At 70.0% G+C, this 15,880-nt stretch carries 15 protein-coding genes; 9 read left to right on the plus strand and 6 right to left on the minus strand.

Features of this window, described 5'->3' with window-relative positions:
* The first annotated feature begins 213 nt into the window (after positions 1-213).
* The 5 genes from HDC36_RS13550 to HDC36_RS13570 all read left to right on the plus strand — a co-directional run bounded on the left by HDC36_RS13550 (position 214) and on the right by HDC36_RS13570 (position 4,536).
* On the plus strand, positions 214-1,107 hold the full coding sequence (locus tag HDC36_RS13550) for a TauD/TfdA family dioxygenase (RefSeq protein WP_179568305.1): 894 nt from the start codon (positions 214-216) through the stop codon (positions 1,105-1,107).
* Between the two features lie 55 nt (positions 1,108-1,162).
* Positions 1,163-2,227, plus strand: coding sequence for an ABC transporter substrate-binding protein (locus tag HDC36_RS13555; RefSeq protein WP_179568307.1), 1,065 nt, complete (start codon positions 1,163-1,165; stop codon positions 2,225-2,227).
* Position 2,228: 1 nt separating this feature from the next.
* A complete protein-coding gene (locus tag HDC36_RS13560) occupies positions 2,229-3,092 on the plus strand; it encodes an ABC transporter ATP-binding protein (RefSeq protein ID WP_179568309.1) in 864 nt (287 codons plus the stop codon).
* Complete coding sequence (locus HDC36_RS13565) at positions 3,089-3,958, plus strand: ABC transporter permease (RefSeq protein ID WP_179568311.1); 870 nt, start codon at positions 3,089-3,091, stop codon at positions 3,956-3,958. Before HDC36_RS13560 ends, HDC36_RS13565 begins: the two co-directional genes overlap by 4 nt.
* 194 nt (positions 3,959-4,152) lie before the next feature.
* Positions 4,153-4,536, plus strand: a complete 384-nt coding sequence (locus tag HDC36_RS13570; protein WP_343204347.1) for an endonuclease — start codon at positions 4,153-4,155, stop codon at positions 4,534-4,536.
* A gap of 95 nt (positions 4,537-4,631) precedes the next feature.
* On the opposite strand, the gene HDC36_RS13575 is transcribed toward HDC36_RS13570, so the two are convergent.
* The 5 genes from HDC36_RS13575 to HDC36_RS13595 all read right to left on the minus strand — a co-directional run bounded on the left by HDC36_RS13575 (position 4,632) and on the right by HDC36_RS13595 (position 9,972).
* A complete protein-coding gene (locus tag HDC36_RS13575) occupies positions 4,632-5,561 on the minus strand; it encodes a DUF6607 family protein (protein ID WP_179568315.1) in 930 nt (309 codons plus the stop codon).
* 46 nt (positions 5,562-5,607) lie between these two features.
* Complete coding sequence (locus HDC36_RS13580; protein ID WP_179568317.1) at positions 5,608-6,204, minus strand: Hemin transport protein; 597 nt, start codon at positions 6,202-6,204, stop codon at positions 5,608-5,610.
* Between the two features lie 6 nt (positions 6,205-6,210).
* Positions 6,211-8,436 (minus strand): TonB-dependent hemoglobin/transferrin/lactoferrin family receptor, encoded by a 2,226-nt coding sequence (locus HDC36_RS13585; protein ID WP_179568319.1) that lies wholly within the window; start codon positions 8,434-8,436, stop codon positions 6,211-6,213.
* A 173-nt stretch (positions 8,437-8,609) separates the two neighbouring features.
* A complete protein-coding gene (locus HDC36_RS13590; protein ID WP_179568321.1) occupies positions 8,610-8,810 on the minus strand; it encodes a hemin uptake protein HemP in 201 nt (66 codons plus the stop codon).
* Positions 8,811-9,000: 190 nt separating this feature from the next.
* Entirely contained in the window at positions 9,001-9,972 is a 972-nt protein-coding gene (locus tag HDC36_RS13595; RefSeq protein ID WP_179568323.1) for an aldo/keto reductase, read from the minus strand.
* A gap of 201 nt (positions 9,973-10,173) precedes the next feature.
* Here HDC36_RS13595 and HDC36_RS13600 point away from each other — a divergent pair, with 201 nt between their 5' ends.
* From HDC36_RS13600 to dusB, 4 genes are all read left to right on the plus strand, one after another.
* The gene (locus HDC36_RS13600; protein ID WP_179568325.1) at positions 10,174-11,472 is read left to right on the plus strand and encodes a nucleoside transporter C-terminal domain-containing protein; all 1,299 of its coding nucleotides are present in this window, start codon (positions 10,174-10,176) and stop codon (positions 11,470-11,472) included.
* 46 nt (positions 11,473-11,518) lie between these two features.
* Complete coding sequence (locus tag HDC36_RS13605) at positions 11,519-12,472, plus strand: ribokinase (protein WP_179569391.1); 954 nt, start codon at positions 11,519-11,521, stop codon at positions 12,470-12,472.
* 98 nt (positions 12,473-12,570) lie between these two features.
* On the plus strand, positions 12,571-13,176 hold the full coding sequence (locus HDC36_RS13610; protein WP_179568327.1) for a DUF4893 domain-containing protein: 606 nt from the start codon (positions 12,571-12,573) through the stop codon (positions 13,174-13,176).
* Positions 13,177-13,319: 143 nt separating this feature from the next.
* A complete protein-coding gene (gene dusB, locus HDC36_RS13615) occupies positions 13,320-14,318 on the plus strand; it encodes a tRNA dihydrouridine synthase DusB (protein WP_179569393.1) in 999 nt (332 codons plus the stop codon).
* Between the two features lie 203 nt (positions 14,319-14,521).
* On the opposite strand, the gene HDC36_RS13620 is transcribed toward dusB, so the two are convergent.
* Entirely contained in the window at positions 14,522-15,595 is a 1,074-nt protein-coding gene (locus HDC36_RS13620) for a metal-dependent hydrolase (RefSeq protein WP_179568329.1), read from the minus strand.
* Between the last annotated feature and the right edge of the window lie 285 nt (positions 15,596-15,880).

The raw sequence follows: 15,880 nt of genomic DNA on the forward strand, positions 1-15,880 counted from the left end.
GCCGGCAGCAGCGATGTGCACCGCCGATGGAGATCGGCGGTGCACTACGAATCCCCAATCCCCAATCCCCAATCCCGCGCAAGCAACATATGCCCGTTGCGTATAAGCACCATCCGAATCGTTGCTTCAGCGCACGCCTGACCCTGCCTACAGTGCAATCGATGCCGCGTGCCGTGCGCGCGGCGCTGCATCTTTCGCAGACGAGGTCAGACGATGGCACGCGCCTCCACCGCAACACGGCCTGCCCCCGCGACATCGGCAGTCCGCATCGAACCGTTCGCTGCGCCGCTGGGCGCGCAGGTGCTGGGTCTGGACCTGTCGCAACCGCTGGACGCGGCCACGTTCGCGCTGCTGCATCGCGCGCATCTGCACTATCACGTGCTGGTGTTCCGCGATCAGCGCATCACCCCGGCACAGCAAGTGGCCTTCAGCCGCCGCTTCGGCCCGTTGCAGATCCATGTGCTGCGCCAGTTCCAGCTGCGCGAGCAGCCGGAAGTGCTGGTGGTGTCCAACATCAAGGAGAACGGCCAGCCGATCGGGCTGGGCGACGCCGGGCACTACTGGCACTCGGACCTGTCGTACAAGCCGACCCCGAGCCTGGGCTCGATGCTGCTGGCGCAGGAGCTGCCGGCCGAGGGCGGCGATACCCTGTTCGCCAACCAGCACCTGGCCTGGGACACGCTGCCGCCGGAACTGCAGCGCGCAGTCGACGGCCGCCTGGCCGAGCACAGCTACCTGGCCAAGTACGAAGCGCTGCGTGCGCGCAATCCGTGGCGGCCGCCGCTGACCCAGGCGCAGATCGACGAGGTGGCGCCGGTGCGCCATCCGATCGTGCGCACCCATCCGGAAACCGGGCGCCGCGCGCTGTTCGTCAGCGAACACTTCACCACCCGCATCGTCGGCCTGCCGCAGGACGAAAGCGATGCGCTGCTGCAGGCGCTGTTCGCCCATAGCAGCGCCGATCCGCTGGTCTACCGGCATCGCTGGCAGGCGCACGACATGGTGTTCTGGGACAACCGCGCGGTCACCCACCTGGCCGGCGGCACCCCGGACCATCTGCGCCGGCGCCTGCACCGCACCACCATCGAAGGCGACGTGCCGTTCTAGCCCAGCAACAGCGCATTGCCCCGCCACTCCGCCCTTCCCCGCAACGGAGCGACGCATGACCGCTTTCGATTCACCTGCTGTTTCCCTGGCCGCATCGCGGTCCGCTGCCGCGCCGCAGCGCAGGCCGCTCTGGTGCGCCGCCGCGCTGCTGGCGATCGCACTGCTGCACAGCCTGCCGGCGCACGCCGAAGGCCGGCTGCGCATCGCCAAGCAGTACGGCATCGTCTACCTGCTGCTGGACGTGGCCCAGCAGCAGAAGCTGATCGAGAAGCACGGCAAGGCCGCCGGCATCGACATCGCGGTGGAAACCGTGCAGCTGTCCGGCGGCGCCGCCGCCAACGATGCGTTGCTGTCCGGCTCGATCGACGTGGCCGGCGCCGGGGTCGGCCCGCTGTTCACGCTGTGGGACCGCACCCGCGGCCGCCAGAACGTGCGCGGCGTGGCCTCGCTGGGCAACTTTCCCTACTACCTGATCAGCAACGATCCGCGGATCAAGACCCTGGACGACTTCGGCCCGCGCGACCGCATCGCGGTGCCGGCGGTCGGCGTGTCGGTGCAATCGCGGCTGCTGCAGCACGCCTCGGCGCAGCGCTGGGGCGAGAAGGCCTACAACCGGCTGGATACGCAACAGGTGGCGTTGCCGCATCCCGACGCGGCCGCGGCGATCATCCGCGGCGGCACCGAGATCACCGCGCACTTCGCCAGCCCGCCGTTCCAGGAGCAGGAACTGGCGCGCAATCCGAAGGCGCACATCGTGCTGGACTCGTACGCGATCGAAGGCGGCCCGACCTCGGCCACGGTGCTGTACGCCACCGAGAAATTCCGCCGCGACAATCCCAAGACCTACCAGGCCTTCGTCGCCGCGCTGGCCGAGGCCGCCAGCTTCGTGCAGCGCCAGCCGGAACAGGCGGCGGACCTGTTCGTGCGCGCCAACGGCGGCAAGATCGACCGCGCGCTGGTGCTGCGCATCCTCAAGGACCCGAAGGTGCAGTTCAAGACCGCACCGCAGAACACGCTCAAGCTCGGCCAGTTCCTGTACCGGATCGGCGCGATCAAGCAGGCGCCCGGCGCGGTCAAGGAGTATTTCTTCGACAGCGCGCAGGTCGCCGGAGGCAGCTGAGATGAGCGCATTCGCACTGGCGCCGGCGCCGCTGCTGCAGGTCGAGCGGGTCAGCCTGGAATACGCCACCGGACAGCGCGTGGTGCGTGCCACGCACCAGGTCAGCTTCGACGTGTACGCCGGCGACCGCCTGATCTTGCTGGGCCCGTCGGGATGCGGCAAATCGACCCTGCTCAAGGCCATCGCCGGCTTCGTCGCACCGAGCGAGGGACAGATCCGCCTGGACGGACAGACGCTGCGCGCGCCGGGACCGGACCGGGTGGTGGTGTTCCAGGAGTTCGACCAGCTGGCGCCATGGAAGACGGTACGCCAGAACGTCGCCTTCGGCCTGCGCGCGGCGCGCAAGCTGGGGCGTCGCGAAGCGGCCGAGCGCGCGGACCACTACCTGCAGAAGGTCGGGTTGTCCGCGTTCGCCGATGCCTATCCGCACACCTTGTCCGGCGGCATGAAGCAGCGCGTGGCGATCGCGCGGGCGCTGGCGATGCAGCCGCGCGTGCTGTTGATGGACGAGCCGTTCGCCGCGCTCGACGCGCTGACCCGCCAGCGCATGCAGGAACAGGTGCTGGAACTGTGGGACGAGTTGCGCTTCACCCTGCTGTTCGTGACCCATTCGATCGACGAGGCCTTGCTGGTCGGCAACCGCGTGGTGCTGCTGTCGCCGCATCCGGGCCAGGTCCGCGCCGAACTCAATAGCCATGGCTTCGGCCCGGCCAGTCTCGGCAGTGCGCCGTTCCAACAGGCCGCGCAACGCATTCACCGGCTGCTGTTCGACCCGCCCGGCGGCGACGCCTCTGCCTCCGAGGCGGCCGCCGGCAACGTGGCGCCGTTGCGCCGGCGCGCGCCGCTGCGCGAGGTCGCGCCGTGAGCGCCGCCGCGCCGCTGCGGCCGCCGATCCGCGCCGAGTACGAACGCCCGGTTGTTGCCTACGTCGCGACCGCATCGCCGCTGGCGCTGCCGCAGCGGCGGCTGCCGGACTGGCTGCGCCAGGCGCTGATCCTGCTCGCGCTGGCCGGAGTGTGGGAAGCGGCCGCGTACTGGCTCAACGACGACCTGCTGCTGCCGGGCTTCGTGCAGACCGCACGCGCGTTCGCCGACGGGCTGTGGTCGGGCGAACTGCCGGGCCGCGTCGGCGCCTCGCTGCGCCTGCTGGCGCAAGGCTATGCGCTGGGCGTGGTGCTGGCCTTCGCGCTGACCGCGCTGGCGGTCTCGACCCGGATCGGCCGCGACCTGCTGGGCACGCTGACCGCGATGTTCAATCCGCTGCCGGCGATCGCCCTGCTGCCGCTGGCGCTGCTGTGGTTCGGCCTGGGCAACGGCAGCCTGGTGTTCGTGCTGGTGCACGCGGTGGTGTGGCCGCTGGCGCTGAACACCTACGCCGGCTTCCAGGGCGTGCCGGAGACATTGCGCATGGCCGGGCGCAATTATGGATTGCGCGGGCTGCGCTACGTCGTCGCGATCCTGGTGCCGGCCGCGCTGCCGGCGATCCTGTCCGGCCTGAAGATCGCCTGGGCCTTCGCCTGGCGCACGCTGATCGCCGCCGAACTGGTGTTCGGCGCCACCTCCGGCCAGGGCGGCCTGGGCTGGTACATCTTCCAGAACCGCAACGAGCTGTACACCGACCGCGTGTTCGCCGGGCTGGCGATGGTGATCCTGCTCGGCCTGCTGGTGGAAGGCGCCGGCTTCCGCGTGCTGGAGCGGCTCACCGTGCGCCGCTGGGGCATGCAGCGCTGAGACGCTGGGCGGCACATGCCCGCTGCGCGCAGCGGGCGCGGAACTTGACGGCCGCCCTCGCCTTCGCCGAGCATCGCGGCGACTGCCGCTGCCGCTTCGTGCGCAGACCGGCCCGCGCCCGGTCAGCATCGGCGAGCACGAGGACCATGCCGGCAAGCGACAGTCCATCGCACAGCGCGTCCGCCCCAGCGAACGTGGTCGTTGCACGCAACGGCGTGCCGTACCTGGCCTGCATCATGGCCGAGACCCGCAGCGGCCCGTACTACATCGCCACCGCACCGACGCCGCAGGCGCTCGATGGCTTGGGCAAGACCCTGCGCGAGCGCAACAGCGTGCGCGGGCAAACCGAAGATCCGGTCGCGATCCTTGCGGTGTGGTACGAGGAGTGCGAGAACGAAGTGGCCGCCTTGCTCCGCGCCGCGGAGATCTCCCGGCTCAGCCATTGCTGGCAACGCGGCCTGATCGAGTCGTTCAACCCGCAGTGGCTCGACCTCAGCGGGCTATCGGTCGGTTTTCCATGGATCTTCACCCTGCCCGAGCGCAAGGGATTGAGCTACCACCTGGTGACCGACCTGTAGCCCGGCGCCGCGGCGCGCTGCCTGCGCCTGGCAAAAAAAGGGAAGGCGCCAGTCCCGGCCGCCTTCCCACCCTGGCGCTGCGCCGGCAGCGACGTTCAACGCTCGGCGGGCGCCGGCTCCACCCACTGCGCGAACACCGCGGCGATCCTGGCATCGGCCACCGGCTTGCCCTGCTGCACCGCCTCGGCCTGCTCGAACAGCGGCATGATCATCGCCATGCCGTCGAGCTTGGTCTTCAGGTGCACGCCCGGCGGCTTGCCGAGGAAGGCGTCCCAGTGCGCGCGCACCTTGGCCCAGTAGCCTTGCGTCGCCTTCCAGTAGGCGTAGGCCGGCGTGAAGTCGACCTCGTCGGTCTTGACGTAGTCGTTGAAGCCGAATTCGCGCGCGATCGGCTGCTGGCTGCCGTCGGGCTTGCGCAGCACCTTGGTGTTGAACTGCTCGTGGGTCCAGCCGGCCGGGGTCAGCGTGTGCCGGTTGATCACCGCCAGCGCGTTGTAGTCGCTGCGCTTGGTGTATTCGCGACGCGGCAACGGGCGCCAGCTCAGGTCGCTGGTCCAGGTCGGGTGGCCGTCGGCGTAGTCCCAGCGGCCGGTGCCGCAGTAGCGCGGCGCGTCGCTGACTTCGTACACGCATTGGGTCCAGGCGCCGCGGGTCGCGGCAGCGGCGAGCGGGCGCACCTGCCAGGTCTGGTCGGCGCTGAATTCGAAACGCTGCGGCGCCTCGTAGCTCCAGTCCTGGCGCCAGTGCTTGGTCACGTGGCCGCTCTTGGTGTCGACCAGCAGATGCTGCAGCACCACCTTGCGCGGGCTGTCCTCGACCACGATCACCACTTCGTTGGCGCCACTGCGCATCGCCGGCGCGCGCTCGTACCCGGGCTTGAGCAGGACGGTCTCGTCGAAGGCGAAATCCACCATGTACTCGCCCTGCATCGCCAGGATGCTGGTGCGGTCGCGTTGCGGATCGGCGTCCTGGGCGTGGGCCAGGCCGGTAGCGGCGAGCAGGAGCAGCAGCAGCGGTGATTTCATCGTCGTGGTCGGTTGCGGTAGCTGAGGAAAAAAGGAGAACTGCGCCCTACAGGCGCAGCAGCGGCCACGGCCGTTGCGGATCGTGGCGCGCGGCCGCCAGGCCGGCGCGGGCGCAGCAGCAGTCGTCGACCAGCACTTCGCCCTCGGCCGCCTCCAGCCGCGCGATGCGCCGGGCGATGCTGGCACCCAGCGGCGACACGCTGGCGACGCTGGCCGCCAGTTCGCCGTCGCTGGCATGCAGGCGCAGCGCCCGCGCGCGCCAGCTGTCGCCGCTCAGGCGGCCGGCCACGCGCCGCCACAGGCGTTCGGCGACGCCGGCATCGGCGCTGCCGCTGTGCACCGCCGGCAACGCGGACAGCAAGGCGTCCCAGGCGACGAAATCGCTGTCCGGCAGTAGGTACAGGCGCCAGCAGCAGCGTTCCTGGCGATCGTAGAAACACAGGCTTTCGAGCAATCCGTCGCTGTCCACGCCGAGCTGCGCGCCGACGCGCAGCGCATGGTTCCAGCCCATCAGTTCCGTGCCCAGCTGCGCGCGGTACAGGCACAGCACGGTGCCCAGCGCCGCCAGCTGCGCCGGGCGCGGCAGCGGCGCGGATGCGGCGATCCGGGTCGCGTCGGTGGTCGCTGGCGCCGCCTTGCCCATGCGCCGCTACCAGTCCAGCGCCAGGCTGACCGAGACGTTGCGTCCGGCGCCGGTGTAGCGGTCCAGCACCGCGCTGCTGGCCAGGGTCGCGCTGGGCAGGGTGTTCCAGTCGATGTAGCGGCGATCGGCCAGGTTGAACACGCCGACGTTGAGCCGCGCGCCAGGGGTGAAGTTCCAGTGCGCCAGCAGGTCCAGCGTCGCATAGCCGGACGGCGTGTAGTACGTCGCCGACGCCGGGCGTTTCTTCTTCGCCACGAAGGTGCCGACCAGTTGCGCGCCCCAGGTCTCGCGGTCGTAGGCCAGGCCGAGCACGCCGCGCAGCGGATCGATCGAGTTCAGCGGCGTGGCGTCGGTCTTGTTGTCGCCACGCGCATAGGCGGCGCTGGAATGCAGCGACCAACCGGCCCAGCGCGCGGACAGCGCGCCGAAATCGACGCCGGCCTTGGCCTCCACGCCCTTGATCACCACGTGGTCGACGTTGCGCGACTGGTACAGCATCAGGCCGTCGGCGTTGTAGCCGACGAAGCTGTAGGACTCGATGAAGTCGCGGTAGTCGTTGTAGTAGCCGCTCAGGCCGAAATACCCGGCCGCCGCGGTGTAGCGCAGGCCCAGCTCGGCGCCCTTGCTGGTCTCCGGCTTCAGGTCCGGATTGGCGATGGCGGTATAGCCGAACTGCAGGTTGGTGAAGCCGATGTTGACGTCGTTGTAGGGCGGCGCGCGGAAGCCGTGCGCGTAGTTGGCGTACAGCGACCACGCATCGTCGATGCGCCAGATCGCGCCGAGCTTGGGCGAGACGTTGCTGTCGGTGACCTTCTCCGCGGCCACGCCGGGGTTGTCGACGGCGAAGATCGCATCGACCTGCGGCGACAGCCGGTAATAGTCCACGCGCAGGCCCGGAATCAGGCTGAAGCGGCCGTCGGCCAGGCGCATCTCGTCCTGCAGGTAGGCGCCGGCCTTGGTGGTCTCGGTGACCGGGAAATCGCGCACCGGGAACGTCTCCACGCCCACGGTCTTGCTGATCGCGCCGGTGGTCAGGTTCTGCGCGTAGCCATCGCGCTTTTCGTGGGTGTCGCTCCACGACAGGTCGATGCCGTAGCTGAAGTCGTGGACCACGCGGCCCTGGTCCACCTGCTTGTGCAGGTTGGCCTGCAGCCCGTACAGGCGCTGGTCGAAGTCGTGCTCCATGTGTCGCAGGGTGTTGTTGCTGCGGCGCTCGTCGGTGCGTTGCAGGCTTTCGCTGTCCTGCCGGTACAGCTGCCACTGCAGGTCGTCGGCGAGCAGCGTGTCGAGCTGGTCCACTTCGTGGGTCAGCGACACGCGGGCGCGGGTCTGATGGTCGCGCCCGCGCTGCGACAGGATGCTGGAAGTGACGTTGCTCAACGCATCGATGCTGGAGTAGTCCTCGTTGCCCTCCACGGTCAGCTTGAAGCGCTGGTTCGCGCTCGGCGCGTAGACCAGCTTGCTGAGCAGGCTGCGGCCGTCGCTGCTGAGCGGATTGGGCGCGGTGCGCGCCGCGCCGGTGCTGCGGTTGTCGCCCTGGGTCTCGCTTTCCTGGCCCTGGCGGTGGCTGACCGCGGCCATGCCGCTCCAGCGCTCGCCGCCGAACGCGACCAGCGCGCCGGCGAACAGGCCGTCCCATTCGCTTTCGTAGCCGAATTTCAGGCCCACGTAGCTGTTCTTGCCCGGCGCCAGGTAGTCGGCCGGGTCCTTGGTCACGTAGGCGACCACGCCGCCGAGCGCATCGGAGCCGTACAGCGAGCTGGCCGGGCCGCGCACGATCTCGACGCGCTTGAGCGTTTCCATATCGACGAAGTTGCGGTTGGCGTTGAGATAGCTGCCGAAGCTGAAGGTGTCCGCGACCGGGATGCCGTCGGTCAGCATCAGCACGCGGTTGCCGTCCAGGCCGCGGATGCGGATGCCGCCGATGCCGCTGAAGCGGCCACTGTTGCCGGTGACCGAGACGCCGGGGCTGTAGCGCAGCAGGTCTTTCAGGTCGTAGACCAGCTCCTGGTCCATTTGCTCGCGGTCGATCACGTCGACGCTGCTGGGGACATCGACGATGGCGCGCTGGGTACGCGTGGCGGTGACCTGCAGGCGGTCGAAGTCGCGCGGCGTGGCGGAACTGGATGCATCGACGGCATCGACGGCATCGGTGGCGTCGACGGGTGCGGCATGCGCGCAGGCGGCCAGGGCCAGCCACAGCGCGCCGGTGAGCGGAGCGGTACGGATCATGGAAGTAATCGGTGGGTCGCGAAAAAATCCCGGCCACGCCGGCGCGAGCCGGCGCAAGGGCCGAGGAGAGAAACGGTCGCGACTGCGGGCGGCCGCAGCGGACCCATCGGGTCCGGCCAGGTGGCGGCAGTGTCGAGCGGGTGGCCTGGCCGCGCGTTGCGCGGCCGGCCGGCTTACTTGGTCAGGATCAGCTTGTCGTTGCTGGTATGGCGCAGGCGATACACGCGGTCGCCATGCTGGATCAGCACTTCGCGGCGCCCCTTGAGCAGCGCTTCGCTGCCGATCGTCTCTTCGACCGGGACCGCGCGCGGCAGCGCACGCTCGCGCAGGCTCAGGGTTTCGGGGTGACGCAACAGGACGGGTTGAGCGGTCATGGTCGGGCTCCGTACACAGGGGTCGATACGGATGATAATGATTCTCAATAATTAAGCAAGAGCCGTTCTCGTTTGCGGCGATTCAAGCTGCGAATAGGAAATCGAACTTCGACAGTCCCGACGAATCGACCATTGCGCACGGCTCTCGCGAGCCGTGCGCACACGCACTTCGCGCCGAAGCGGCGCCGGCTCAGGCCACCGCCGCCTCGACCTGCGCCCACCACGCCGGATCCTCGCGCGCGGCCAACGGCAGCGCTTCGAAGTTCTGCAGCAACTGGGCGACGCGGCTGGCGCCGAGGATCACCGTGGACACGTGCGGGTTGCGCAGGCACCAGGCGATCGCCAGTGCCGCCGGGGCCACGCCTTCGGCGGCCGCCAGGGCGGTGAAACGGCGTGCGCGCTCCACGCGGCGCTGCGCGGGCGGCCCGATCACCTCCTCGTGCAGCCAGGCGTTGCCGGCCTGGCCCAGGCGCGAGGCCGGGTCGATGCCGTCGTTGTACTTGCCGGTCAGCAGGCCCGAGGCCAGCGGCGACCAGATCGTGGTGCCCAGGCCGAGTTCGGCGTACAGCGGCGCGTATTCGTGCTCCACGCGCTGGCGGTGCAGCAGGTTGTACTGCGGCTGCTCCATCGACGGCCCCTGCAGGCCGAGCGCCTGCGCCACCTGCGCCGCTTCGCGGATGCGTTCGGCCGGCCATTCGGAGGTGCCCCAGTACAGCACCTTGCCCTGCCGGATCAGCGCGTCCATCGCGCGCACGGTTTCCTCCACCGGCGTGTCGGCGTCGGGACGATGGCAGTAGTACAGGTCCAGATAGTCCATCCGCAGCCGCTTCAGCGCGGCATGGCAGGCGTCGGTGACGTGCTTGCGCGACAGCCCGCGCTGGGTCGGGCGCGGTGCGTCGACCGCACCGAAGTACACCTTGCTGGACACGCAATAGCCGTCGCGCGGCAGCCGCAGGTCGGCGATCACATCGCCCATCACCTGCTCGGCGCGGCCCCGCGCGTAGACCTCGGCGTTGTCGAAGAAGTTGACCCCGTGGTCCCAGGCGGCGGCGATCAGGTTGCGCGCTTCGTCGCGGCCGATCTGTCCGCCGAAGTTGATCCAGGCGCCGAACGACAGTGCCGACAGCTGCAGGCCGGTGGCGCCAAGGCGACGGTAATGCATGCGAATTCCTCCTGCGGTGCGAGCCGGCGAACGTGGCCGGCGGGCGGCCGCACAGTGTAGCGAGGCGACCGGCACGTGCCCGCACTCCACGCACTGCCTTGATCGGCAACCGATTTCCGGCGCTGAACGGGGTTTGCCTTGCCGCCCGTCACCCCCTGCACTACGCTCCCTCTCTTTGGTCCGGCGATCCAGGGGAAGCAGATGGTCGAGGGTTTGGGGAGGATCGGCTTCGGCCTGTTCGGGTTGGCGGTGCTGATCGGGATCACCTGGTTGTTCTCGAACAACAAGCGCGCGGTGGATTGGAAGCTGGTCGCGACCGGCCTGGTCCTGCAGATCGGCTTCGCCTCGCTGGTGCTGCTGGTGCCGGGCGGGCGCGAGGTCTTCAACTGGCTGGGACAGCTGTTCGTGAAGGTGCTGAGCTTCGTCAACGAAGGCTCCAACTTCATCTTCGGCAGCCTGATGGACACCACCAGCAACGGCTTCATCTTCGCCTTCCAGGTGCTGCCGACGATCATCTTCTTCTCCGCGCTGATGGGCGTGCTCTACCACCTGGGGGTGATGCAGGCGGTGGTGCGGGTGATGGCCTGGGCGATCACCAAGGTGATGCGCGTGTCCGGCGCGGAGACCACCAGCGTCTGCGCCAGCGTGTTCATCGGCCAGACCGAGGCGCCGCTGACGGTGCGCCCGTACATTCCGAAGATGACCGAGTCCGAATTGCTGACGATGATGATCGGCGGCATGGCCCACATTGCCGGCGGCGTGCTCGCCGCCTACGTGGGCATGCTCGGCGGCAGCGATCCGGAGCAGCAGGCGTTCTACGCCAAGCACCTGCTGGCGGCGAGCATCATGGCCGCGCCGGCGACGCTGGTGGTGGCCAAGCTGCTGATCCCGGAGACCGGCACGCCGCTGACCCGCGGCACGGTCAAGATGGAAGTGGAGAAGACCACCAGCAACATCATCGACGCGGCCGCCGCCGGCGCCGGCGACGGCCTGCGCCTGGCGCTGAACATCGGCGCGATGCTGCTGGCGTTCATCGCGCTGATCGCGCTGGTCAACGCGCCGCTGACCTGGTTCGGCGACGTCACCGGCCTGGCCGCGGCGATCGGCCGCCCGACCAACCTGTCCACCATCTTCGGCTACCTGCTGGCGCCGATCGCCTGGGTGATCGGCACGCCGTGGGCGGACGCGACCACGGTCGGCTCGCTGATCGGGCAGAAAGTCGTGATCAACGAGTTCGTCGCCTACAGCGAGCTGTCGAAAATCGTCAAGGGCGAGATCCCCGGCATGCAGCTGAGCGAGGAAGGCCGGCTGATCGCCACCTACGCGCTGTGCGGCTTCGCCAACTTCAGCTCGATCGCGATCCAGATCGGCGGCATCGGCGGGCTGGCCCCGGAGCGGCGCCAGGACCTGGCGCGGTTCGGCCTGCGCGCGGTGCTCGGCGGTTCGATCGCCACCTTCATGACCGCCACCATCGCCGGCGTGCTGTCGCACTTCGGCTGATGCGATTCCCCTTTCCCCAGTACTTGTTGAGAAGCAGCACATGCCTATGAGTTCGGTCATCGTCGTCGGTTCGTTCAATGTCGACCACGTCTGGCGCTGCGAGACCCTGCCCGCCCCCGGCGCGACCATCGCCGGCCGCTACAGCACCGGCCCCGGCGGCAAGGGCTTCAACCAGGCGGTGGCGGCGGCGCGCGCCGGCGCCCGCACCACCTTCGTGTGCGCGCTCGGCGACGACGCCGGCGGCGCGATGGCGCGCGCGCTGGCGGCGCAGGACGGCATCGATCTGGCCGCCGAGGCCAGTACCGAGCCGACCGGCACCGGCGGCATCTACGTCGACGGCCACGGCCGCAACACCATCGTCATCGGCGCCGGCGCCAACGCTGCGTTGAGCCTGGGCTTCGTACAGGCGCAACGCGCGCTGCTGGGCTCGGCGCGGGTGCTGCTGGCGCAGCTGGAATCGCCGATCGAGACCATCGAGGCGACCCTGGCGCTGGCGCGCGAGACCGGCCTGACCACGGTCCTCAACGCGGCGCCGGCCAATGCGCAGACCAGCATCGGCCTGCTCAAGCTGGCCGACGTGCTGACCCCGAACGAAACCGAGTTCGCCGCGCTGCTGACGCGCCATGTCGGCGAGCGCGTGGATGCCGACGACGTCGCCGCCACCGATGGCGGCAGCCTGCACGCGCTGTGCCGCAAGCTGCTGCCGGGCGGCACCGTGGTGGTGACGCTGGGCGCGGTGGGCGCGTTCATCTCGCACCCCGAAGAGCGCCAGCGCGGCGACACGCAGCCGTACTACCGCATCGGTGCCGAGGCCGCGCAGACCGTGGACACCACCGGCGCCGGCGATGCGTTCAACGGCGCGCTGGCGGCTTCGCTGGCGCAATCGCCGAACGCCAGCTTCGCCACCCATGTGCGCTTCGCCAACCACTACGCGGCGCGTTCGACCGAAGCCGAAGGCGCTGCCGCGTCGATGCCGCGACTGGTGCCCGACGCCGGCTGAGCCGTCCGCGCCGATCGCGGCATCCGTTCCCGCGCCCCCAGACCACCGACCCACCGCCCGGCGCCGCGCCGGGCCTGCATCCCGACAAGGAGTTTCCGATGCCGCGTTTTTCCGCCATCTCGTTCGGCGCGCTGTGCGCGCTGCTTGCCCCGCTGTCCGCCGTCGCCGCGCAGCGCTGCGACTGGAACAGCACTGCCGGCGACGCCGACCGCGCCGCGGTGACCGTCTCCGCCGACAGCCTGCAACAGGCGATCGCGGCGCACTACGACGACGCCGACCAGGAAGACGGCGCGACCCTGGCGCGCACGCTGCTGCAGCGCGCGCAGTCGCCGCAGCTGCCGGGCAAGCTGGAAGGCCGCTGGAAGGTGCGCTCGATCCAGGTCGACCAGCGCTTCGCCTATGCCTACCCCTACTTCAAGGCCGAGATCGCGCGCGATCCCTGCGGCTATCGCCTGAGCAAGACCAGCGGCTCGCAGCGCCGCAGCGGCACGCTGTATCCGCTGGCCAAGGACAGCCGCGAGTTCGCGTTCCTCGGCGCCAGCACGGTCAACGACGATCCGCAGGGCCACTACGCGCCCGGCAACGTCTCGGACGGCACCAATGGCAACAGCGTCGGGCGCCTGGTGGCGCTGGGCCCCGACGAACTGCTGCTGATCCTGGACGGCAACGCCAAGGGCTTCGAGCTGTACCAGCTGATCCGCTGAATCCGCGACCTGCGGCCGGGTCGCGCGCGCGCGATCCGGTCGGCGCACGCGCTCGGGCCTGTCCCAGCCTGGTCGCCGCGCTGGCCGCCGCCAACATGGCTGTCCGAGTTGGCAGCGGCCGCGGCGGCGGCGACAATGGCCGCATGCGCATCGGCCCCTACACGATCGAACCGAAGGTGATCCTGGCGCCGATGGCCGGGGTCACCGACAAGCCGTTCCGGCTGCTGTGCAAGCGCCTGGGCGCCGGCCTGGCGGTGTCGGAGATGACCATTTCCGATCCGCGCTTGTGGCAGACCCGCAAATCGCTGCAGCGCATGGACCATGCCGGCGAACCGGACCCGGTCAGCGTGCAGATCGCCGGCACCGAGCCGCAGCGGCTGGCCGAGGCGGCGCGCTACAACGCCGACCACGGCGCGCAGCTGATCGACATCAACATGGGCTGCCCGGCGAAGAAGGTGTGCAACGCCTGGGCCGGCTCGGCGCTGATGCGCGACGAGGCGCTGGTGGCGCGCATCCTCAGCGCGGTGGTGAACGCCTCGCCGGTGCCGGTGACGCTGAAGATCCGCACCGGCTGGGACTGCGACCACCGCAACGGCCCAGCCATCGCGCGCATCGCCGAGGACTGCGGCATCGCCGCGCTGGCCGTGCACGGCCGCACCCGCGACCAGCACTACAGTGGCCAGGCCGAATACGCCACGATCGCGCAGATCAAGGCCGCACTGCGCATCCCGGTGATCGCCAACGGCGACATCGATTCGCCGCACAAGGCCGCGCAGGTGCTGGCCGCGACCGGCGCCGATGCGGTGATGGTCGGCCGCGCCGCGCAGGGCCGGCCGTGGATCTTCGGCGAGATCGCGCACTATCTGGCGACCGGCGAACTGCTACCGGCGCCGGCGCTGCCGTTCGTGCGCGACACCATGCTCGGCCACCTGCGGGCGCTGCACGATTTCTACGGCGAAGCGCAGGGCGTGCGCATCGCGCGCAAGCACCTGGGCTGGTATGCCAAGGATCGCCCCGAGAACGCGGCGTTCCGCGCGGTGGTCAATCGCGCCGAGAGCGCCGATGCGCAACTGCGGCTGACGGCCGATTACTTCGACGCGCTGATCGCCGGCGTGTCGCCCGACTTGCCCGCCGCGGCCTGAGCGGCGCGACACAGCACCACGCCAGGCGTTCGCAGCGGGTTCCTGTCCCAACTGTGCGGCTTTGCCCGCAACCACGCAGGCGCGGCGGCTGCAACGAGCGCGCCCGCGTGGCGCCGTGCCCGTTCGGCCAGATCGACCACAGCGCCACGCGGACAGCAGGCATCCGCACGCGGACCGGGAGGCGGCGGCGATCCCCTAGCCGCTCAGTGCAGCTCGGACTGCGCCGGCGCGCCGACCGGTGTCGTCGCTGCCGGTTCGGTCCAGATCCGCCGCCACATCCGCGCCAGCGCCGCGCCGATCTGCCCGCGCGCCACCGGGGCGCGATACGCGGCCTGCAGCTGGCGCGGCGCGATCGCCTGCCAGCCATCGCCGTGCTGCCGCGCCACCGCGAAGTTGAAGTTGTAGTCCGGCTCCAGGCCCATGCGCAGGTCGCTGAGCACCAGTTCGCCGTCCTTGACCTGGGCGCGCATGAAACCGCGGTTGAACCAGGTCAGCCGCTGCACCGCCGGCAAGGCGCGCACTTCGCCCAGCGCCTGGGTGTTGGACGGATAGCCCTGGAAGCGCATCGGTCCGCGGTCGGCGACCAGCGAGCGCTCGCCGATCACATAGCCGCCCGGCGTCATCGCCACCACCCGCCACAACAGCGTGTTGAACGGCATCGGCACCGAGAAACGCGGCGCGTGCTGCAGGCCCATCGCCGCCAGCGCGCGATCGGCCTGGCGATCGACCAGGTGCTTGGCCAGCAGCGACCAGCCCAGGTAGGCGCTGCTCAGGATCAGCCCGGCCAGCAGCGCCTGCTGCGCCCCGCGCCGTGCGCGCGCCCACCAGGCGATGGCGCAGGCCAGGATCAGCCACAGCGTGTAGCCCGGATCGATGATGAAGACGCTGGACCACATCGTCGGCGGCGGCCGCAACGGCCACCACAGCTGCGTGCCGTAGACGGTGAACGCGTCGAGCAGCGGATGGGTGATCAGCGCCAGCTGGATCGCCCAGAACCAGCGCCGCGGCGCTGCGGCCACGCGGCCATGGCCGAAGCGCCGGTACAGCCACCAGATCAGCCAGCCGAGCAACGGCAGCACGAACAGCGAATGGCTGAAGCTGCGGTGCACGGTCATCAGCGTGACCGGGTCGCGGGTCAGCGGCAGCAGGAGCAGCGAATCGAGGTCGGGCACGGTGCCGAGCGCGGCGCCGGCCAGCAGCGCGGCGCGGCGATGCGCGGCCGGGGCAATGACGGCAGCGACGGCGGCGCCGAGTACGATCTGGGAAAGGGAATCCATCGGCCGATGCTAGCAGCGATGGTGCTGCGGGGGCGCGGCACTGACGCGGGTCTGCCCGCGCAGCAGGCAAGAGCGGGCAGTGAACGCAGCAGCAGATACGGTGCGGGACGAGACGCGGGTGGGTCTGCGTGCATCGTCACGCCATGCAGCTCCAATGGGCTCTGGTTGTGCGACATGGTGAACTGGTGAGCCGATTGAGGCGGCCGCGAAAAGCGACGCCTAACACGGAAAGGGCGCCCGTCAGGGCGCCCTTCCCTTCGGCGCGCAGCGCCAGACCGCTCGCTT

The organism is Xanthomonas sp. JAI131 (genome assembly GCF_013410075.1).
Lineage (GTDB): Bacteria > Pseudomonadota > Gammaproteobacteria > Xanthomonadales > Xanthomonadaceae > Xanthomonas_A > Xanthomonas_A bonasiae.

What these genes read in the sequence shown, in the direction of transcription:
- HDC36_RS13550 (WP_179568305.1), top strand. Translation starts at nt 214, where the DNA reads ATGGCACGCGCCTCCACCGCAACACGGCCTGCCCCCGCGACATCGGCA.
- HDC36_RS13555 (WP_179568307.1), top strand. Translation starts at nt 1,163, where the DNA reads ATGACCGCTTTCGATTCACCTGCTGTTTCCCTGGCCGCATCGCGGTCC.
- HDC36_RS13560 (WP_179568309.1), top strand. Translation starts at nt 2,229, where the DNA reads ATGAGCGCATTCGCACTGGCGCCGGCGCCGCTGCTGCAGGTCGAGCGG.
- HDC36_RS13575 (WP_179568315.1), bottom strand. Translation starts at nt 5,561, where the DNA reads ATGAAATCACCGCTGCTGCTGCTCCTGCTCGCCGCTACCGGCCTGGCC.
- HDC36_RS13580 (WP_179568317.1), bottom strand. Translation starts at nt 6,204, where the DNA reads ATGGGCAAGGCGGCGCCAGCGACCACCGACGCGACCCGGATCGCCGCA.
- HDC36_RS13585 (WP_179568319.1), bottom strand. Translation starts at nt 8,436, where the DNA reads ATGATCCGTACCGCTCCGCTCACCGGCGCGCTGTGGCTGGCCCTGGCC.
- HDC36_RS13590 (WP_179568321.1), bottom strand. Translation starts at nt 8,810, where the DNA reads ATGACCGCTCAACCCGTCCTGTTGCGTCACCCCGAAACCCTGAGCCTG.
- HDC36_RS13595 (WP_179568323.1), bottom strand. Translation starts at nt 9,972, where the DNA reads ATGCATTACCGTCGCCTTGGCGCCACCGGCCTGCAGCTGTCGGCACTG.
- HDC36_RS13600 (WP_179568325.1), top strand. Translation starts at nt 10,174, where the DNA reads ATGGTCGAGGGTTTGGGGAGGATCGGCTTCGGCCTGTTCGGGTTGGCG.
- HDC36_RS13605 (WP_179569391.1), top strand. Translation starts at nt 11,519, where the DNA reads ATGAGTTCGGTCATCGTCGTCGGTTCGTTCAATGTCGACCACGTCTGG.
- HDC36_RS13610 (WP_179568327.1), top strand. Translation starts at nt 12,571, where the DNA reads ATGCCGCGTTTTTCCGCCATCTCGTTCGGCGCGCTGTGCGCGCTGCTT.
- dusB (WP_179569393.1), top strand. Translation starts at nt 13,320, where the DNA reads ATGCGCATCGGCCCCTACACGATCGAACCGAAGGTGATCCTGGCGCCG.
- HDC36_RS13620 (WP_179568329.1), bottom strand. Translation starts at nt 15,595, where the DNA reads ATGGATTCCCTTTCCCAGATCGTACTCGGCGCCGCCGTCGCTGCCGTC.